This is a genomic window from Pseudomonas sp. McL0111, from assembly GCF_052567255.1.
The window spans coordinates 1,512,969-1,530,825 of sequence record NZ_CP199585.1 but is presented as its reverse complement, the minus strand read 5'-3'; the positions used below and the strand labels follow the sequence as shown (position 1 = coordinate 1,530,825).

The 17,857-nt window shown below is 59.3% G+C and carries 15 protein-coding genes; 6 read left to right on the top strand and 9 right to left on the bottom strand.

Translation table 11 applies throughout. The features are described 5' to 3' along the window. Position 1 precedes the first annotated feature (1 nt). Both gyrB and ACTWLJ_RS06895 read left to right on the top strand, forming a co-directional pair. Positions 2 to 2,419, top strand: coding sequence for a DNA topoisomerase (ATP-hydrolyzing) subunit B (gene gyrB, locus ACTWLJ_RS06900; RefSeq protein ID WP_445180333.1), 2,418 nt, complete (start codon positions 2 to 4; stop codon positions 2,417 to 2,419). 137 nt (positions 2,420 to 2,556) lie between these two features. After that, positions 2,557 to 4,662 (top strand): DUF6311 domain-containing protein, encoded by a 2,106-nt coding sequence (locus tag ACTWLJ_RS06895; protein WP_445180332.1) that lies wholly within the window; start codon positions 2,557 to 2,559, stop codon positions 4,660 to 4,662. Between the two features lie 73 nt (positions 4,663 to 4,735). On the opposite strand, the gene ACTWLJ_RS06890 is transcribed toward ACTWLJ_RS06895, so the two are convergent. Continuing rightward, positions 4,736 to 5,455: a response regulator transcription factor gene (locus tag ACTWLJ_RS06890; protein ID WP_445180331.1), complete on the bottom strand. Its 720-nt coding sequence runs from the start codon at positions 5,453 to 5,455 to the stop codon at positions 4,736 to 4,738. Between the two features lie 184 nt (positions 5,456 to 5,639). Here ACTWLJ_RS06890 and ACTWLJ_RS06885 point away from each other — a divergent pair, with 184 nt between their 5' ends. Then, positions 5,640 to 7,172 carry a sensor histidine kinase gene (locus ACTWLJ_RS06885; protein ID WP_445181328.1) on the top strand — a complete coding sequence of 511 codons (1,533 nt, stop codon included), beginning with the start codon at positions 5,640 to 5,642 and terminating at the stop codon, positions 7,170 to 7,172. 168 nt (positions 7,173 to 7,340) lie between these two features. Here the strand turns inward: ACTWLJ_RS06885 and ACTWLJ_RS06880 are convergent, their stop codons facing one another. The 4 genes from ACTWLJ_RS06880 to glyQ form a co-directional block, all read right to left on the bottom strand. Then, the gene (locus ACTWLJ_RS06880) at positions 7,341 to 8,120 is read right to left on the bottom strand and encodes a lysophospholipid acyltransferase family protein (RefSeq protein WP_401221062.1); all 780 of its coding nucleotides are present in this window, start codon (positions 8,118 to 8,120) and stop codon (positions 7,341 to 7,343) included. Between the two features lie 82 nt (positions 8,121 to 8,202). Beyond that, the gene (gene gmhB, locus ACTWLJ_RS06875) at positions 8,203 to 8,742 is read right to left on the bottom strand and encodes a D-glycero-beta-D-manno-heptose 1,7-bisphosphate 7-phosphatase (RefSeq protein WP_445180330.1); all 540 of its coding nucleotides are present in this window, start codon (positions 8,740 to 8,742) and stop codon (positions 8,203 to 8,205) included. Between the two features lie 4 nt (positions 8,743 to 8,746). Further along, a complete protein-coding gene (gene glyS, locus ACTWLJ_RS06870; RefSeq protein ID WP_445180329.1) occupies positions 8,747 to 10,801 on the bottom strand; it encodes a glycine--tRNA ligase subunit beta in 2,055 nt (684 codons plus the stop codon). Beyond that, the gene (gene glyQ / locus ACTWLJ_RS06865; protein WP_008155694.1) at positions 10,798 to 11,751 is read right to left on the bottom strand and encodes a glycine--tRNA ligase subunit alpha; all 954 of its coding nucleotides are present in this window, start codon (positions 11,749 to 11,751) and stop codon (positions 10,798 to 10,800) included. The genes glyS and glyQ overlap by 4 nt, the downstream gene beginning before the upstream one ends. 81 nt (positions 11,752 to 11,832) lie before the next feature. Here glyQ and ACTWLJ_RS06860 point away from each other — a divergent pair, with 81 nt between their 5' ends. The 3 genes from ACTWLJ_RS06860 (at position 11,833) to ACTWLJ_RS06850 (ending at position 13,658) form a co-directional block, all read left to right on the top strand. After that, positions 11,833 to 12,390, top strand: a complete 558-nt coding sequence (locus ACTWLJ_RS06860) for a DNA-3-methyladenine glycosylase I (RefSeq protein WP_445180328.1) — start codon at positions 11,833 to 11,835, stop codon at positions 12,388 to 12,390. A 40-nt stretch (positions 12,391 to 12,430) separates the two neighbouring features. Beyond that, positions 12,431 to 13,318: a lysophospholipid acyltransferase gene (locus ACTWLJ_RS06855; RefSeq protein WP_445180327.1), complete on the top strand. Its 888-nt coding sequence runs from the start codon at positions 12,431 to 12,433 to the stop codon at positions 13,316 to 13,318. 100 nt (positions 13,319 to 13,418) lie between these two features. Continuing rightward, entirely contained in the window at positions 13,419 to 13,658 is a 240-nt protein-coding gene (locus ACTWLJ_RS06850) for a PilZ domain-containing protein (protein WP_445181327.1), read from the top strand. Here the strand turns inward: ACTWLJ_RS06850 and ACTWLJ_RS06845 are convergent. From ACTWLJ_RS06845 to fmt, 4 genes are all read right to left on the bottom strand, one after another. Continuing rightward, positions 13,639 to 13,974 (bottom strand): hypothetical protein, encoded by a 336-nt coding sequence (locus tag ACTWLJ_RS06845; protein ID WP_445180326.1) that lies wholly within the window; start codon positions 13,972 to 13,974, stop codon positions 13,639 to 13,641. The genes ACTWLJ_RS06850 and ACTWLJ_RS06845 overlap by 20 nt on opposite strands. 151 nt (positions 13,975 to 14,125) lie before the next feature. Beyond that, the gene (gene trkA, locus ACTWLJ_RS06840) at positions 14,126 to 15,502 is read right to left on the bottom strand and encodes a Trk system potassium transporter TrkA (RefSeq protein ID WP_401219257.1); all 1,377 of its coding nucleotides are present in this window, start codon (positions 15,500 to 15,502) and stop codon (positions 14,126 to 14,128) included. Positions 15,503 to 15,524: 22 nt separating this feature from the next. Continuing rightward, a complete protein-coding gene (gene rsmB, locus ACTWLJ_RS06835) occupies positions 15,525 to 16,835 on the bottom strand; it encodes a 16S rRNA (cytosine(967)-C(5))-methyltransferase RsmB (protein WP_445180325.1) in 1,311 nt (436 codons plus the stop codon). After that, positions 16,832 to 17,791: a methionyl-tRNA formyltransferase gene (gene fmt / locus ACTWLJ_RS06830; protein WP_401219251.1), complete on the bottom strand. Its 960-nt coding sequence runs from the start codon at positions 17,789 to 17,791 to the stop codon at positions 16,832 to 16,834. The genes rsmB and fmt overlap by 4 nt, the downstream gene beginning before the upstream one ends. Between the last annotated feature and the right edge of the window lie 66 nt (positions 17,792 to 17,857).

The following is a 17,857-nucleotide window of genomic DNA, read 5'->3' as shown; positions in this document are numbered from 1 at the left end:
ATTGAGCGAAGAAAATACGTACGACTCAACGAGCATTAAAGTGCTGAAAGGCCTGGATGCCGTACGCAAACGTCCCGGTATGTACATTGGTGACACCGACGATGGCAGCGGTCTGCACCACATGGTGTTCGAAGTGGTCGACAACTCGATCGACGAAGCCCTCGCCGGCCACTGCGACGACATCAGCATCATTATCCACCCGGATGAGTCCATCACCGTTCGCGACAACGGCCGTGGCATCCCGGTAGACGTGCACAAAGAGGAAGGCGTTTCCGCCGCCGAGGTCATCATGACCGTCCTCCACGCTGGCGGTAAGTTCGACGACAACTCCTACAAAGTATCCGGCGGCCTGCACGGTGTAGGTGTTTCGGTAGTGAACGCACTGTCGGAAGAGCTGATCCTGACCGTTCGCCGCAGCGGCAAGATCTGGGAACAGACCTACGTCCACGGTGTTCCGCAAGAGCCGATGAAAATCGTTGGCGACAGCGAATCGACCGGTACCCAGATCCATTTCAAACCGTCCGCCGACACCTTCAAGAACATCCACTTCAGCTGGGACATCCTGGCCAAGCGGATTCGTGAACTGTCCTTCCTCAACTCCGGTGTTGGCATCGTCCTCAAGGACGAGCGCAGCGGCAAGGAAGAGCTGTTCAAGTACGAAGGCGGCCTGCGTGCATTCGTTGAATACCTGAACACCAACAAGACTGCGGTCAACCAGGTGTTCCACTTCAACATCCAGCGTGAAGACGGCATCGGCGTGGAAATCGCCCTGCAGTGGAACGACAGCTTCAACGAGAACCTGTTGTGCTTCACCAACAACATTCCACAGCGCGATGGCGGCACCCACCTGGTGGGTTTCCGTTCCGCACTGACGCGTAACCTCAATACTTACATCGAAGCGGAAGGCCTGGCGAAGAAGCACAAAGTCGCCACCACCGGTGACGATGCCCGTGAAGGTTTGACCGCGATCATTTCGGTGAAAGTACCAGACCCGAAGTTCAGCTCCCAGACCAAAGACAAGCTGGTTTCTTCCGAAGTGAAGACCGCGGTCGAACAGGAAATGGGCAAGTACTTCTCCGACTTCCTGCTGGAAAACCCGAACGAAGCCAAGCTGGTCGTCGGCAAGATGATCGACGCCGCGCGTGCTCGTGAAGCCGCGCGCAAGGCTCGTGAGATGACCCGCCGCAAAGGCGCGCTGGACATCGCCGGCCTGCCGGGCAAACTGGCTGACTGCCAGGAAAAAGACCCGGCACTGTCCGAACTGTACCTCGTGGAAGGTGACTCTGCTGGCGGTTCCGCCAAGCAGGGACGTAACCGCCGCACGCAAGCGATCCTGCCGCTCAAGGGCAAGATCCTCAACGTCGAGAAAGCACGCTTCGACAAGATGATCTCTTCGCAAGAAGTGGGCACCTTGATTACCGCGCTGGGCTGCGGTATCGGTCGCGACGAGTACAACATCGACAAGCTGCGTTATCACAACATCATCATCATGACCGATGCTGACGTCGACGGTTCGCACATCCGTACCCTGCTGCTGACCTTCTTCTTCCGTCAGTTGCCGGAGCTGATCGAGCGCGGCTACATCTACATCGCCCAGCCGCCGCTGTACAAGGTCAAGAAAGGCAAGCAAGAGCAATACATCAAAGACGATGACGCCATGGAAGAGTACATGACGCAGTCGGCCCTGGAAGATGCGAGCCTGCACCTGAACGACGAAGCCCCGGGCATCTCCGGTGAAGCGCTGGAACGTCTGGTGAATGATTTCCGTCTGGTGATGAAGACCCTCAAGCGTTTGTCGCGCCTGTACCCGCAGGAGCTGACCGAGCACTTCATCTACCTGCCGGCCGTCAGCCTGGAAATGCTCGGCGACCACGCCGCGATGCAGACCTGGCTGGCCAAGTACGAAACCCGCCTGCGCACTGTCGAAAAATCCGGTCTGGTCTACAAGGCCAGCCTGCGTGAAGATCGTGAACGTGGCGTGTGGCTGCCAGAGGTCGAATTGATCTCCCACGGCCTGTCGAACTACATCACCTTCAACCGTGACTTCTTCGGCAGCAATGATTACAAAACCGTGGTTTCGCTGGGCGCTCAATTGAGCACCTTGCTCGACGACGGCGCGTACATCCAGCGCGGCGAACGCAAGAAGCCGGTCACCGAGTTCAAGGAAGCCCTTGAATGGCTGATGGCTGAAAGCACCAAGCGTCACACCATCCAGCGATACAAAGGTCTGGGCGAAATGAACCCGGATCAGCTGTGGGAAACCACCATGGACCCAGCGCAGCGCCGGATGCTGAAAGTGACCATCGAAGACGCCATTGGCGCAGACCAGATCTTCAACACCCTGATGGGTGATGCGGTCGAACCTCGCCGTGATTTCATCGAGAGCAACGCTCTGGCGGTTTCGAACCTGGATTTCTGATCCGGTACGATGATTCGGTCACCCTATCGGGGTGGTCGGTCAAGCCAAGAAGAGGCCCGCGCAAGCGGGCTTTTTTTTGCGTACGATGCAGCTCAACTCCAGACTCTCCTTTAAGCCTGACAAATGGACGTGTATCGATGAAGGATTGGGTCAAACGGCTGCCGGTCAATCTATTACCGGCAATGTTGGGGATTCTGGCTTTTTTTATTGTCATCGGACCCCGAGCGCTAAATCCCCAGAACATTGCGTGGCTGGGTCACAGTGATCCCGCCACACACTATCTGGGCTGGGCTTTTTTCAGGAATGCGCCTTGGTCGTTTCCACTGGGACTTAACCCTTCGTACGGGCTGGAGTTGAGCAACGCCATCATCTTTTCGGACTCAAATCCGCTGTTTGCCTTCGTCTTCAAACCGTTTACCTCTTTACTTCCGGAGCCTTTCCAGTATTTCGGGCTTTGGCTGTTGATGTGTTTTGTTTTGCAAAGCTGGTTTGCCTGGAAATTGATGGGGCTGGCCACGGTCAATGTGCCCGTGCGTTTACTTGGCTCGGTGCTGTTTCTCTTTAATCCGGCGATGATCGTGCGGATGGGAGTGCATCTATCCCTTGCCGGGCATTTTCTTATCCTGGCCGCGCTGTATCTGGCTTTACGCCCTGAGAACGGCAAACGCTCGACGGCTTGGGGCCTGTTGCTGGCGGTAGCGGCACTGGTGCACGCCTATTTACTGGCGATGATTGCACTGATCTGGATTGCCGATCTCCTGCATAGAACCACCCACTATCAATTTACCGTACGCAAGGCACTTATCGAACTGTTCTGCCTGTTATTACTGACCGCCGCGTGTTGCTGGCAAGCGGGTTATTTCGTTCTCCAGGGGCCCGGTCTGGCTTCCATTGGATTTGGATTGTTCCGAGCGAACGCTCTGACGTTCTTTACATCCGCTGGTTGGTCATACGTTTTACCGGCTCTCCCGGGGGTCGCTGGCGATGGGGACGGCATGGCATTCCCTGGGCTGGGGGTAATGTTTCTGCTGGTCTGCGCGTTACCGCTGCTGGTGTCGAGCAAAACCAGTATTTTCAACGCAATGCTTAATCGCTGGGTATTGATACTGGCGTTGGTCGGGCTGATGGTTTTTGCTTTTTCCAACAAGGTAGGCATTGGCGCGTTTGAGTTCGACTACGCGTTACCTGATGCCGTCGTTGCGATGGCGAGTGTCTTTCGAGCCTCCGGGCGGATGATCTGGCCCGTCATGTATGCGGCCATCTTCGCTGTTGTTTTTCTGATTGCCCGTGAACATCGTCCACACACGGCAATCATGCTGTTGGCATCAGCAATGGTGCTGCAGATTGCCGATACCCGTGCCGGGTGGGCAAACACCCGCAGTCAGTTGATGGCCTCGCCAGGTAAGGAATGGACCACGCCTCTGGTCGACCCCTTCTGGCGCGATGCGGCGTTGCACTATCAGAAGGTGCGATGGGTGGTGCCTCAAAATTTTTCGACTCATTGGATGACGCTGTCTGATTATGCGAGCAAGTACAACCTGGCAACGGATGCCGTTTATCTGGGACGGGTCAGTGCGGTGGCTCAGGAGGCTATGCAGCGCACAGCGAACCGGATTGTCGAATCTGGAAAGTATGATGCCGACACTCTGTATGTGTTGGATCAGCGTTCGGCGCTTCAAGCCTCTGTGAGTTTTAATCGTGACACAGATGCCTTGACCCGGATCGACGGCTTCTATGTGTTGGCGCCGGGTTGGAAGCGATGCGCCGATTGTCCCGCGATCAACCCTGCGCACCCTGATGAGCTGATTTCGACATTCCAGCCAGGCGAGAGAATAGCGTTTTCGGATACCGGCTCAGGCACTGCCCTTCTCGCCGGAGGATGGTGGATCTCCGATGTTTGGGGCACTGGATCTGTTGGCTCGGACGCCGAAATCATCCTGAAGCCCGCGGGCGTTGTTACCTCATTGTCGATTGAAGCCACTGCCTTTCTGGCAAAGTCACACCCGCGCCAAGCTGTGGAGATCAGGATTAATCAGATGCCGGTACTTTCTACTGGCCTGACCCGATCAACCGCTAACAAGATTGATATTGCGTTGCCAGTGGATGTGCAGCAACGCGTCGCGCAGCAGGGTATGTTGCGTATTCAGTTTCACTTTCCCTCGGCGGTCAGCCCCCATGACCTGGGAATGAGCGTGGATGAGCGCAAACTGGCCATCGGCTTGCTTGCCTTGACCTTTCATTGATCAATGACGCGATACCGACGTGCTGGCGATGGGGCGGCCAATGCGAGGAGGCTGACGCGCTGTAGCCGGTGAATCATTCGCTGGCCGTCGTCACACTCTCCAACCGATACCCATACCCGTAAATCGTCAGCAGCTGCCATCCCCGCTCCGCCGTCAGCCCCAGCTTGTTGCGCAACCGGTAGATATGCGTATCCAGCGGTCGCGATGACGACATCTCTTCATGCGGCCAAAAACGCTCATACAGATATTCCCGAGACAGCGGTCGGCCAAGGTTGCTGAACAGGCAGAGCGCTAGCCGATACTCACGTTCGGTCATGACAATCGGTTTGCCATCGCGGGTGACGGTCAGTTCGGCGTCGTCGAAGGTCAGGTCATTGAAGGTCTGTACTTCAGCGGCGGCGGTGCGTTGTTGGTAATGCCGGCGCAAGACTGCCGCGACCCGTGCTTTCAGTTCATTGGGCCGGAACGGTTTGCTGACGTAGTCATCGGCGCCAGCGTTCAATGCCTGGACGATATCGCTTTCGCCATCGCGGCTGGTGAGCATGATCGCTGCCGGCGGCGCTTCCATGTGTTCGCGGGTCCAGCGCAGCAGGGCCAGGCCGGTGAGGTCGGGCAATTGCCAGTCGAGGATCAGCAGGTCGAAGGTTTCCCGGCGCAGTTGCCGCAACAGGTCCTCGCCGCGTTCGAAGCTGTGCAATGACCATGGCTGGTCTCCCGCTTCGGCCATTTGCTGCAGGGTCTGTTCGACCCGGCGCAGTTCGGCGGGTTCGTCGTCCAGTATCGCAACGCGCATACGCGATCATTCCTTGTTGCTTGGGCAGTTGGCCAACAACCATAGCGGCTGAGCCTGTGCAGTGAAAGTAAGCAGTCCGCCGTCGGTCGACGTCCGCTATGATTCTTCGGTCTACGTCCTCAGACCTGTGGCTTATGAAACCATTCACACCGCCCTGCCCTTTTTCCTGCACGCCTTTGTTCATATGAGCACCCCGCATCGGCGTGAAAGCCGAGAGCCGAGCCAAGTTCAGCGTTTGTTCCGGCGTCTGGTGCGCGAATGGTTGTGGATAAGTCTAGTGCTGTTGCCGCTGACTGCGCTGTTGTCGTATCGCGCGCAGATCAATTTGCACGACGACTCGCCGGGCTGGAGTGCATTGCTCTCGGTCGGACTGGTGGCCTGCGTCCTTGGGTTTTTGTTGTGGCGCCCGCGCCTGGCGCTGTGGCTGACCTTGATCGGGATCGCTTGTGTGCTGCTGACCAGCGCCGGGCTCGCGGAAATGCGGGACTGGTGGTCACCAACCCCGGCAGCGCTCGGCATGTTGTTTGGTTACCTGATCTGGAACTGGCGGCGCCTGAACGGAGTGCTGACGTACTTCGGCTGGGAGCTGGCGCGTCTGGACAGCGAACCGAAGGTGTTTCCCGAACGCCGTCGTGCGCAATTTCCCACCGCTGATCGTTTGCAGGGACAGATCATGGCGCTTGAGCAGGCCATGAGCCGCACGCGCGATACCCGGCGTTTCATTGCTGACGGTCTGGAATATCTGCCGGTGGCGACCCTGATCAGCGACCCGAAAGGGAAGATCCTGCTGGGTAATCGCAAGGCACGTCAGCTGTTCGATAACGATCTGGTGGGTGACGAGGTTCTCGATCAACTGGCGCAACTCGGCTACCCGGATTTGTCCACAGATCCGCGCCTGCCATTGTCTGCCCTGCCGCTGCTGGAGTTCCGTGATCACAAGGAGCGCAGCCTGCGTCTGGAACGCGCCGCACTGTTGCCGGTGGACGGTGACACGCCGATTGGCTGGTTGCTCAGCCTCACCGACCTCAGCGCCGAACGTGCGGCCGAAGAACAACGCGGTGTGCTGCTGCGCTTCTTGTCTCACGATTTGCGAGCACCACATTCGGCGATCCTCGCGCTGCTTGACGTTCACCGGCATAAGTCGGGCACTGACTCCCCGTTGTTCGAACAGATCGAGCGTCAGGTACGTCGCGCGCTGGACCTGACCGACGGCTTTGTCCTGTTGGCGCGGGCTGAATCCGAAGCCTACGAGTTCCAGCCGAGCCTGTTTGCGATGTTGGTGCTCGATGTACTGGATCAGGCGTTGCCGATTGCCCAGCAAAAAGGCATCGAACTGCTGCACGAAATGGACGAGCACTCCCAGGAGCGTCTGGTTCTGGCCGACCAAGGGCTGCTGACCCGGGCGTTGTTCAATTTGCTGGAGAATGCGATCAAGTACAGCGGGGATGGCACCACGGTTCAACTGTGCGTCACCTGTCACGAGGATTGGCTGTGTTGCGAAGTAACCGATCATGGCAAAGGGATCGCTCCCGACGAACTGCCGGACCTGTTCAGCCAGTACCGGCGCTTTTCTTCAGCCAAAGGCATTGATGGCGTGGGGCTGGGGCTGTCGATGGTCAAGGCTGTGATCGATCATCATAGCGGCCGGATCGAGTGCCACAGCGTGGTCGATCAAGGCACGACGTTTCGTCTGGAGTTGCCACTGATAATTGAATGATCGGGCATAAAAAAACCGGCTATATCAGCCGGTTTTTTTACATCCGAAAAAAACTTATGCACCTTTTACGGTGTTTTATGAGATTGAGAAATATATAAGTAAATCAATCACTTAATTTACGATTTCAAGCCTTTTCAGCAAAACCGTACACAGGTTATCCACAAAATCTCAGACAGCCACTTGATCATTCTGCGCGGGTGCCTGTGGCGCCGGTGGCAGCGAACCCATTTCACGTTGGGTCTGCTCGTTCCAGGCTTGGACCCGGTCATTCAGTTCGGCGATGGCGCGGGGCCCGGTGCCGTTGGCGTACATCGGCTCGCCGATGACCACGGTGATCACACCAGACTTTTTGCCCCAACCGACTTTCGGCCAGAACCTGCCGGCATTGTGTGCAATCGGCAGCACCGGAAGCTCGGCATTGACTGCCAATGCGCTACCACTGCGCGAGAACTTGCCAACGGTGCCGAACGGCACGCGAGTGCCTTCAGGGAAAATCAGCACCCAGACATTGTCCTTGAGCAGTTCGTCACCTTTGGCCGCCACTTGCTTGAGCGCAGCTTTCGGGTTGTCACGGTCAATGGCGATCGGCCGCAACATGGCCATGGCCCAGCCGAAGAACGGCACGTAGAGCAATTCGCGCTTGAGCACCTGGCTCAAAGGCGAGAAATAAGCGGAGAGAAAGAACGTCTCCCAAGTGCTCTGGTGGTTCGACTGAATCACGCAGGGCCGGTCAGGCACGTTTTGCGCACCTTTGATTTCGTAACGGATACCGAGAAACACCTTGGTCAGCCAGAGGGCGCAACGACACCAGTACACGTTGATAAAACGATATCGCGCCTTGAACGGCAGAAAGGGCGCGATAAAAAAGCTCAGGCTGCACCACAGCAAAGAAGTGGTGCCCAGCAGCAGGTAAAAGAGAAAAATTCTGATGGCCCGCAGTATCGACATGGCGACGTTTACCGTTACGGGCATTGCCCGGCTGTTCAAGCGCACCCCCGATCAATCCCTGGTCAGGAACGTCAGAAGCACTCTAGTTGTGGATAAGTTCTGCGGCAATCGCCGCCAGATCGTCAAAAATCAGGGTGCCAACCGGCAAGGTTTTGCCCTGAGTCTTTTCGCCTTTCCCGGTCTTTACCAAAACTGGCTGTGAATCGACGGCTTTGGCGGCCTCCAGGTCACCAAGGCTGTCGCCGACAAACCAGACGTTGGTCAGCTCGACGTTGTAATGCGCTGCGATGGTTTTGAGCATCCCGGGTTTCGGTTTGCGGCAATCGCAGCCCTCGTCCGGCCCATGCGGGCAATATACGATCAGCCCGACTTCACCACCCTGCTCCGCCACCAACTCGCGCAAGCGCGCGTGCATGGCGTCGAGGGTGGCGAGGTCGTAGTAGCCGCGAGCAATGCCCGACTGGTTGGTGGCGACCGCCACCGTCCAGCCGGCCTTGCTCAACTGCGCAATCGCCTCGATCGAGCCGGGCAGTGGAATCCACTCCTCCACCGACTTGATGTAAGCGTCGGAGTCGTAATTGATCACTCCGTCCCGATCGAGAATCAGCAGTTTCAACAGCAATCCCTCAACCCAGCAGCGAAATGTCGGCAACACCGAGGAACAGACCACGCAGACGCGCCAGCAGCGCGTAGCGGTTGGCCCGCACGTTGGCGTCTTCGGCATTGACCATCACGGCGTCGAAGAACGCGTCCACCGGCTCGCGCAATGCGGCCAGGCGTGCCAGCGATTCGTTGTACTGACGCGCCGCTGCCATTGGCTGAACTGCCTGATCCGCTTGCTGGATCGCCGAATACAGCGAGAACTCGTTGGCGTTGTCGAAGTATTTGGCTTCGACCACGGTCGGTACCGAGCCTTCGACTTTGCTCAACAGGTTCGATACACGCTTGTTCACGGCGGCCAGCGCAGCGGCTTCCGGCAGCTTGCGGAAAGCCTGAACGGCTTGCACACGCTGATCGAAGTCCAGTGCCGAACCCGGCTTCAGCGCACGTACCGACAGGTAGGTCGCGACATCCACACCTTCGTCTTCGTAACGCGCACGCAGACGGTCGAAGATGAATTCCAGCACCGAATCGTTGAGACCGGCAGCCTTGATCTTGCTGCCGAACGAGTTCACGGCGAAAGCCACGGCGTCGTTCAGATCCAGATCCAGTTGTTTCTCGATCAGGATACGCAGCACACCGAGTGCCGCACGGCGCAGGGCGTACGGGTCTTTGCTGCCGGTTGGCAGCATGCCGATACCGAAGATGCCGACCAGCGTGTCGAGCTTGTCAGCGATAGCGACAGCTGCACCGGTCAGGGTCGCCGGCAGTTCAGCACCGGCACCGCGTGGCATGTATTGCTCGTTCAGCGCCAGCGCGACATCTTCCGGCTCGCCGTCATTGAGGGCGTAGTAGTAACCGGCGACACCTTGCATCTCCGGGAACTCGCCGACCATTTCGGTCGCCAGATCGCACTTCGACAGCAGGCCTGCACGGGCAGCCCACGAGGCGTTGCCGCCAATGCGTGCGGCGATGTACGCAGCCAGTTTCGAAACACGTTCGGCCTTGTCGTAGACGCTGCCGAGTTTTTCCTGGAACACCACGTTCTGCAGACGCAGGTTGAAGTCTTCGAGCTTCTGCTTCTTGTCTTGCTTGAAGAAGAACTCGGCGTCGGTCAGGCGTGGGCGAACCACTTTCTCGTTACCGGCGACGATCTGCTGCGGGTCTTTGCTTTCGATGTTGGCCACGGTAATGAAACGTGGCAGCAACTTGCCGTCGGCATCCAGCAGGCAGAAATACTTCTGGTTGTCCTGCATGGTGGTGATCAGCGCTTCCTGCGGCACATCGAGGAAACGTTCCTCGAACGAGCACACCAGCGGCACCGGCCATTCAACCAGCGCGGTCACTTCGTCGAGCAGCGCCGGCGGAACGATTGCCGTGCCTTCCTGACGGGTAGCGAGTTCTTCGGTGCGCTTGCTGATGATCTCGCGACGCTCGTTGGCATCGGCCAGAACATAAGCGGCACGCAGGTCGGACAGGTAGCTGGTCGGCGAACCGATGCGCACGTTTTCCGGGTGGTGGAAACGGTGACCACGGGAGTCACGACCAGCCTTTTGGGCGAGGATGGTGCAATCGATGACCTGGTCACCGAGCAGCATCACCAGCCACTGGGTCGGACGCACGAACTCTTCCTTGCGCGCACCCCAACGCATGCGTTTCGGGATCGGCAGATCGTTCAGCGAGTCTTCGACGATGGTCGGCAGCAGGCTGGCGGTCGGCTTGCCGGCGATGCTCTGGCTGTAGCGCAGTTTCGGACCGCTCTGGTCGATTTCGCTCAGATCAACGCCGCACTTCTTGGCGAAGCCCAGTGCTGCTTGAGTCGGATTGCCGTCTGCATCGAATGCAGCCTGACGTGGCGGGCCGTCGAGGTTGATGCTGCGATCCGGTTGCTGGGTGGCCAGCGCAGTGATCAGCACAGCCAGACGACGCGGCGCGGCGTAGACGGTTTTGCTTTCGTAGCTCAGGCCAGCGGCTTGCAGGCCCTTGTCGATACCGGCGAGGAACGCATCAGCCAGGGTGTTCAGGGCTTTCGGCGGCAGTTCTTCGGTGCCCAGTTCAACCAGAAAATCTTGAGCACTCATTGTGCAGCCTCCAGCTTGGCCAGTACTTCGTCACGCAGGTCCGGGGTCGCCATCGGGAAGCCCAGCTTGGCGCGAGCCAGCAGATAGGCTTGAGCGACGGAACGCGCCAGGGTGCGAACGCGCAGAATGTATTGCTGACGCGCAGTCACCGAGATTGCCCGGCGCGCATCCAGCAGGTTGAAGGTGTGCGAAGCCTTCAAGACCATTTCGTAGCTCGGCAATGGCAGCGGCTGGTCGAGTTCGATCAGGCGCTTGGCTTCGCTTTCATAGAAGTCGAACAGTTCGAACAGTTTTTCGACGTTGGCGTGTTCGAAGTTGTAAGTGGACTGCTCCACTTCGTTCTGGTGGAACACATCGCCGTAGGTGACTTTGCCCATCGGGCCGTCAGCCCAGACCAGGTCGTAGACCGAATCCACGCCTTGCAGGTACATGGCCAGACGCTCGAGACCGTAAGTGATCTCGCCGGTCACCGGGTAGCACTCGATGCCGCCCGCTTGCTGGAAGTAAGTGAACTGCGTCACTTCCATGCCGTTCAACCAGACTTCCCAGCCCAGACCCCAGGCGCCGAGGGTCGGCGATTCCCAGTTGTCTTCGACGAAGCGAATGTCGTGGACCAGCGGGTCCAGGCCGACATGCTTGAGGGAGCCCAGGTACAGTTCCTGGAAGTTGTCCGGGTTCGGCTTCAGGACTACCTGGAACTGGTAGTAGTGCTGCAGACGGTTCGGGTTTTCGCCGTAGCGGCCGTCAGTCGGACGGCGGCTTGGCTGCACGTAAGCGGCGTTCCAGGTTTCCGGGCCGATGGCGCGCAGGAATGTCGCAGTGTGGAAAGTGCCGGCGCCTACTTCCATATCGTAGGGCTGAAGTACCACACAACCTTGCTCGGCCCAGTATTGCTGGAGCGCGAGGATCAAGTCTTGGAAGGTACGCACGGCTGGCGTAGGCTGGCTCACGAAATTCACCTGTTTCTTGGGCTGCGATTTAAAGAGCGGGAGTATACCCGATTCAGTCGCACCTCCACCCCCTGGAGCCTTATGCCACGCTGCTTTTGGTGTACCGAAGATCCGCTGTACATGGCTTATCACGATCAGGAGTGGGGCACGCCGCTACGCGATGCGCAGGGTTTGTTCGAGTTGCTTTTGCTCGAAGGGTTCCAGGCCGGGCTGTCATGGATCACCGTGCTGCGCAAACGCGCGCACTATCGCGAGGTGCTGTACGGCTTTGACGTGCAGCGTGTGGCGCAGATGAGCGATGCGGAAATCGAAGAATTGATGCTCGATCCGGGGATCATCCGCAACCGTCTCAAACTGAATGCCGCCCGGCGCAATGCCCAGGCCTGGCTGGCGCTGGAGGACCCGGTGGGGTTTCTCTGGTCGTTCGTGAACGATCAACCGATGATCAATCATTTCAAGGATCGCAGTGAAGTCCCGGCCATCACCCCCGAGGCGCTGGCGATGAGCAAAGCCTTGAAAAAGGCCGGCTTCACCTTTGTCGGCCCGACCATTTGCTACGCGCTGATGCAGGCCTCGGGCATGGTCATGGATCACACTCAGGACTGCGACCGCTACGCGCAGCTCACCAACGCCGGTTAGAATGGCCGCCTCGCGCACAGCACAAGATCAGGAGTGACCTGTGGAAAAGTTTAAAGGCGCCTTGCTGGTAGGCGCTCTGCGGCTGTTTGCCCTGCTTCCGTGGCGGGCCGTGCAGGCCGTCGGTTCGGCCATCGGCTGGATCATGTGGAAAACCCCCAACCGTTCCCGGGAAGTGGTGCGGATCAACCTCGCCAAATGTTTTCCACAGATGGACCCGGCCGAGCGTGAGCGTCTGGTCGGCCAGAGCCTGAAAGACATCGGCAAGTCGCTGACCGAAAGCGCCTGCGCGTGGATCTGGCCGGCGCAGCGTTCCATCGATCTGGTGCGCGAAGTCGAAGGCCTCGACGTCCTCAAGGATGCGCTGGCTTCGGGCAAAGGCGTGGTTGGCATCACCAGCCACCTGGGCAACTGGGAAGTGCTCAACCACTTTTATTGCAGCCAGTGCAAACCGATCATTTTCTATCGCCCGCCCAAGCTCAAGGCTGTCGATGATTTGCTGCGCAAACAGCGCGTGCAACTGGGCAACAAAGTCGCCGCCTCGACCAAGGAAGGCATTCTCAGTGTGATCAAGGAAGTGCGCAAAGGTGGTGCAGTGGGTATTCCTGCTGACCCGGAACCGGCCGAATCCGCCGGGATCTTCGTGCCGTTCTTCGCCACGCAAGCGCTGACCAGCAAGTTCGTGCCGAACATGTTGGCCGGTGGCAAAGCGGTCGGCGTGTTCCTGCATGCGCTGCGTCTGCCGGATGGCTCGGGTTACAAAGTGATCCTCGAAGCCGCGCCGCAAGCCATGTACAGCACCGATACCGCTGAATCCTGCGCAGCAATGAGCAAGGTCGTCGAACGCTACGTTGCGGCATATCCGAGCCAATACATGTGGAGCATGAAGCGCTTCAAGAAGCGTCCACCGGGCGAAGAACGCTGGTATTGATCGAATTGGCACACTCTGTGGATAACTTTTAGGCGCCGCCGCCGCTGGCTGCGGTCGTTCGAGTTATCCCCAGAACACGTTCACCGAAGGGCGCATGAAGATGTCCGAACACCGCAAATCATTCCGCATCAAGATCACCCACGACAGCTTCGGCGAATGCCTGGGGCAGACGCGCAATCTGTCACCGACCGGGGTGTATGTGCAGCATCCGCGCCTGGCATCGTTGCATGAAGGCGCGGTGGTCTATGGCCAGGTTCAGGGTTTACCCACAGGCGCGCCGAAGGTGCGGATGGAAGTGGTCACCGTGGACGCCGAGGGCATCAGCCTGCGCTATTTGTAGACTCGGGCGCCTGCCGATCGAGCTTCTTCAGGAACACCGTCATTTCCTTCTCGGCCTGCTTGTCGCCATGGGCGCGGGCGGCTTCCAGTCCCTGCTCCCATGCCTGACGTGCGGCGGCTTTGTCATCCAGCGCGAGATGCGCCTTGCCCAGCAGTTTCCACGCCGCCGAATACTTCGGATCGAAGCCGACACAACGCTGGAAATGCTCGGCAGCCTTGGCGTTTTCCCCAAGATCGAGATAACCCTTGCCGAGGCCGAAACGCAGCAGTGAGCTATCCACACCCTTGGCGAGCATTTTTTCCAGGGATTCGAGCATTGGTGGATTCCTTGCTTGAGGAGTGTCAGGGATTGATCTAATTGAGTGACACCGCCATCGCGAGCAGGCTCACTCCTACAGTGGAACGCATTTCACCTGTAGGAGTGAGCCTGCTCGCGATGGCGCCAGTCTGATCGGCAAATAATTCGGATCAGAAGAAGCTGAGACCCACATGAAACAGCTTCTCCACATCACGAATATGCTTTTTATCCACAAGGAACAAAATCACATGGTCGCCCGCTTCGATCACCGTGTCGTCGTGGGCGATGATCACTTGTTCGTTGCGGATCACCGCGCCGATGGTGGTGCCCGGTGGCAGGCCGATTTTCTCGATCGGTTTGCCGATCACCTTGCTCGACTTCGCATCACCGTGGGCAATTGCCTCGATGGCTTCCGCCGCGCCCCGGCGCAGTGAGTGCACGCTGACGATATCGCCGCGCCGCACGTGGGCCAGCAAGGTGCCGATGGTCGCCAGTTGCGGGCTGATGGCGATGTCGATATCGCCGCCCTGAATCAGATCGACGTAGGCCGGGTTGTTGATGATCGTCATCACCTTCTTCGCCCCCAGCCGTTTGGCGAGCAGCGACGACATGATGTTGGCTTCGTCATCGTTGGTCAGTGCGAGGAAGATGTCCGCGTCGGCGATGTTCTCTTCCATCAACAGATCGCGATCCGATGCGCTGCCCTGCAACACCACGGTGCTGTCGAGGGTGTCCGAGAGATAGCGGCAACGCGCCGGGTTCATTTCGATGATCTTTACCTGATAACGGCTTTCGATGGCCTCGGCCAGACGTTCGCCGATCTGCCCGCCACCGGCAATGACGATGCGTTTGTAGGTTTCGTCGAGGCGGCGCATTTCGCTCATCACCGCACGAATGTCCTCACGCGCAGCGATGAAGAACACCTCGTCATCGGCCTCGATCACCGTGTCACCTTGCGGCAGGATCGGCCGGTCACGGCGGAAAATCGCCGCGACGCGGGTCTCGACGTTCGGCATGTGTTCGCGTAACTGACGCAGTTGCTGTCCGACCAACGGCCCGCCGTAATACGCGCGCACCGCCACCAGTTGTGCCGCGCCTTCAGCGAAGTCGATCACCTGCAACGCGCCCGGATGCTCGATCAGGCGCTTGATGTAGTTGGTGACCACTTGCTCGGGGCTGATCAGCACATCGACCGGAATCGCTTCGTTCTGGAACAGTTGCTCCTCGCGATTGAGGTACGACGCTTCGCGCACCCGGGCGATTTTCGTCGGGGTGTGGAACAGCGTGTGGGCGACCTGGCAGGCGACCATATTGGTCTCATCGCTGTTGGTCACCGCCACCAGCATGTCGGCGTCGTCGGCACCGGCCTGACGCAGCACTGACGGCAGCGAGCCACGGCCCTGCACGGTGCGGATATCGAGACGATCACCGAGATCGCGCAGACGCTCGCCATCGGTGTCGACCACCGTGATGTCGTTGGCTTCGCTCGCCAGGTGTTCCGCCAGCGAACCGCCGACCTGCCCCGCACCGAGGATGATGATTTTCATCCAGTCACTCCATTGAATCCATTTAGCCGCGCGCGGCAGCGATCTTGATCAGCTTGGCGTAGTAGAACCCGTCATGCCCGCCCTGCTGGGCCAGCAATTGGCGACCATGCGGTTGCTTGATCCCGGCGGTCGTCGCCAGATCCAGTTCACGGGCGCCCGGGGTGCGTTCGAGGAACGCGGCGATCACTTCGGTGTTTTCGGTCGGCAACGTCGAGCACGTCGCGTAAAGCAGGATGCCGCCGACTTCGAGGGTCTTCCACATCGCGTCGAGCAGTTCGCCTTGCAGTTGCGCGAGAGCGACGATGTCATCGGGCTGACGGGTCAGCTTGATGTCCGGGTGACGGCGAATGACGCCGGTGGCCGAGCAAGGCGCGTCGAGCAGGATGCGCTGGAACGGTTTGCCGTCCCACCACTTGTCGGTCTCGCGACCGTCGGCGGCGATCAGTTCGGCGCTGAGGCCGAGGCGTTCGAGGTTCTCGCGTACACGCACCAGACGCTTGGCTTCCAGATCCACCGCCACCACGCCGGCCAGCGCCGGTTCGGCTTCGAGGATGTGGCAGGTCTTGCCACCCGGCGCGCAGCAGGCGTCGAGCACTCGCTGGCCCGGCGCCAGATCGAGCAGATCGGCCGCGAGTTGCGCGGCTTCGTCCTGCACGCTGATCCAGCCTTCGGCAAAGCCCGGCAGGCTGCGCACGTCAGCGGCGGCCTCAAGGATGATGCCGTCGCGGCTGTAAATGCATGGGGTTGCGGCGATGCCGGCGTCGGTCAGCAAACCGAGGTAGGCGTCACGGCTGTGATGACGGCGGTTGACCCGCAGAATCATCGGTGGATGCGCGTTGTTGGCTTCGCAGATGGCTTCCCACTGTTCCGGCCAGAAAGCCTTCAGGGATTTTTGCAGCCAGCGCGGGTGCGCAGTGCGTACCACCGGATCGCGTTCCAGTTCGGCGAAAATCGCCTCGCTATCGCGTTGTGCGCTGCGCAGCACGGCGTTGAGCAAACCCTTGGCCCAAGGCTTTTTCAGCTTTTCGGCGCAACCGACGGTTTCGCCGATGGCGGCATGCGGCGGCACACGGGTGTACAGCAACTGGTAGAGACCGACCAGCAGCAACGCCTCGACATCGGCGTCCGCAGCCTTGAACGGCTTCTGCAACAGTTTCTCCGCCAATGCCGACAGGCGTGGCTGCCAGCGAGCGGTGCCGAACGCCAGATCCTGGGTGAAACCGCGATCGCGATCCTCGACCTTGTCCAGTTGTGTCGGTAACGAGCTGTTGAGCGAAGCTTTGCCGCTGAGTACAGCAGCGAGTGCCTTGGCGGCGGCCAGACGCGGATTCATTGCGCGTCCACCGCAGCGCCCAGCAGCGTGCCGACGGCGAATTTCTCGCGACGGCTGTTGAACAGATCACTGAAGTTCAGCGCCTTGCCGCCGGGCAATTGCAGACGAGTCAGGCACAGCGCCTGTTCGCCGCAAGCGACGATCAGGCCGTCCTTGCTGGCGCCGAGGATCGTCCCCGGTGCACCGTTGCCGTCAGCGAGCGTCGCGGCCAGCACCTTCAGTGCTTCGCCATTCAGCGTGCTATGGGTGATCGGCCACGGGTTGAAGGCACGCACCAGACGTTCCAGCTCGACGGCCGGACGGCTCCAGTCGATGCGCGCTTCGTCTTTGTTCAGCTTATGCGCGTAGGTGGCGAGGCTGTCGTCCTGCACTTCACCCTGCAAGGTGCCAGCGGCCAGACCGGCAATCGCTTGCACCACGGCTGGCGGGCCCATCTCGGCGAGTCGGTCGTGCAGGCTACCGCCAGTGTCTTCGGCGCTGATCGGGGTGACGACCTTGAGTAGCATCGGCCCGGTGTCGAGACCGGCCTCCATGCGCATCACGGTCACGCCGCTTTCGGCATCACCGTGTTCGACGGCACGCTGGATCGGCGCTGCACCGCGCCAGCGTGGCAGCAGGGACGCGTGGCTGTTGATGCAGCCCAGACGCGGAATATCCAGCACCACTTGCGGCAGGATCAGGCCGTAGGCGACCACCACCAGCAAGTCCGGCTTCAATGCGGCCAGTTCAGCCTGAGCGTCTTCGTTGCGCAGGGTTGGCGGCTGCAACACCTGGATATTGTTTTCCAGCGCCAGTTGCTTGACCGGGCTCGGCATCAGTTTTTGTCCGCGACCGGCCGGACGATCCGGTTGGGTGTAGACCGCAACGATCTCGTAAGGGCTGCTCAGCAGGGCCTTGAGGTGTTCGGCGGCGAATTCCGGGGTGCCGGCAAAGACGATGCGCAATGGCTCAGTCATGAAGGGCTCTCTGTTGCAAAGCATCTTGAAAAGAAAAAGGCTTGCCGCAGCAAGCCTTTGAAGAGG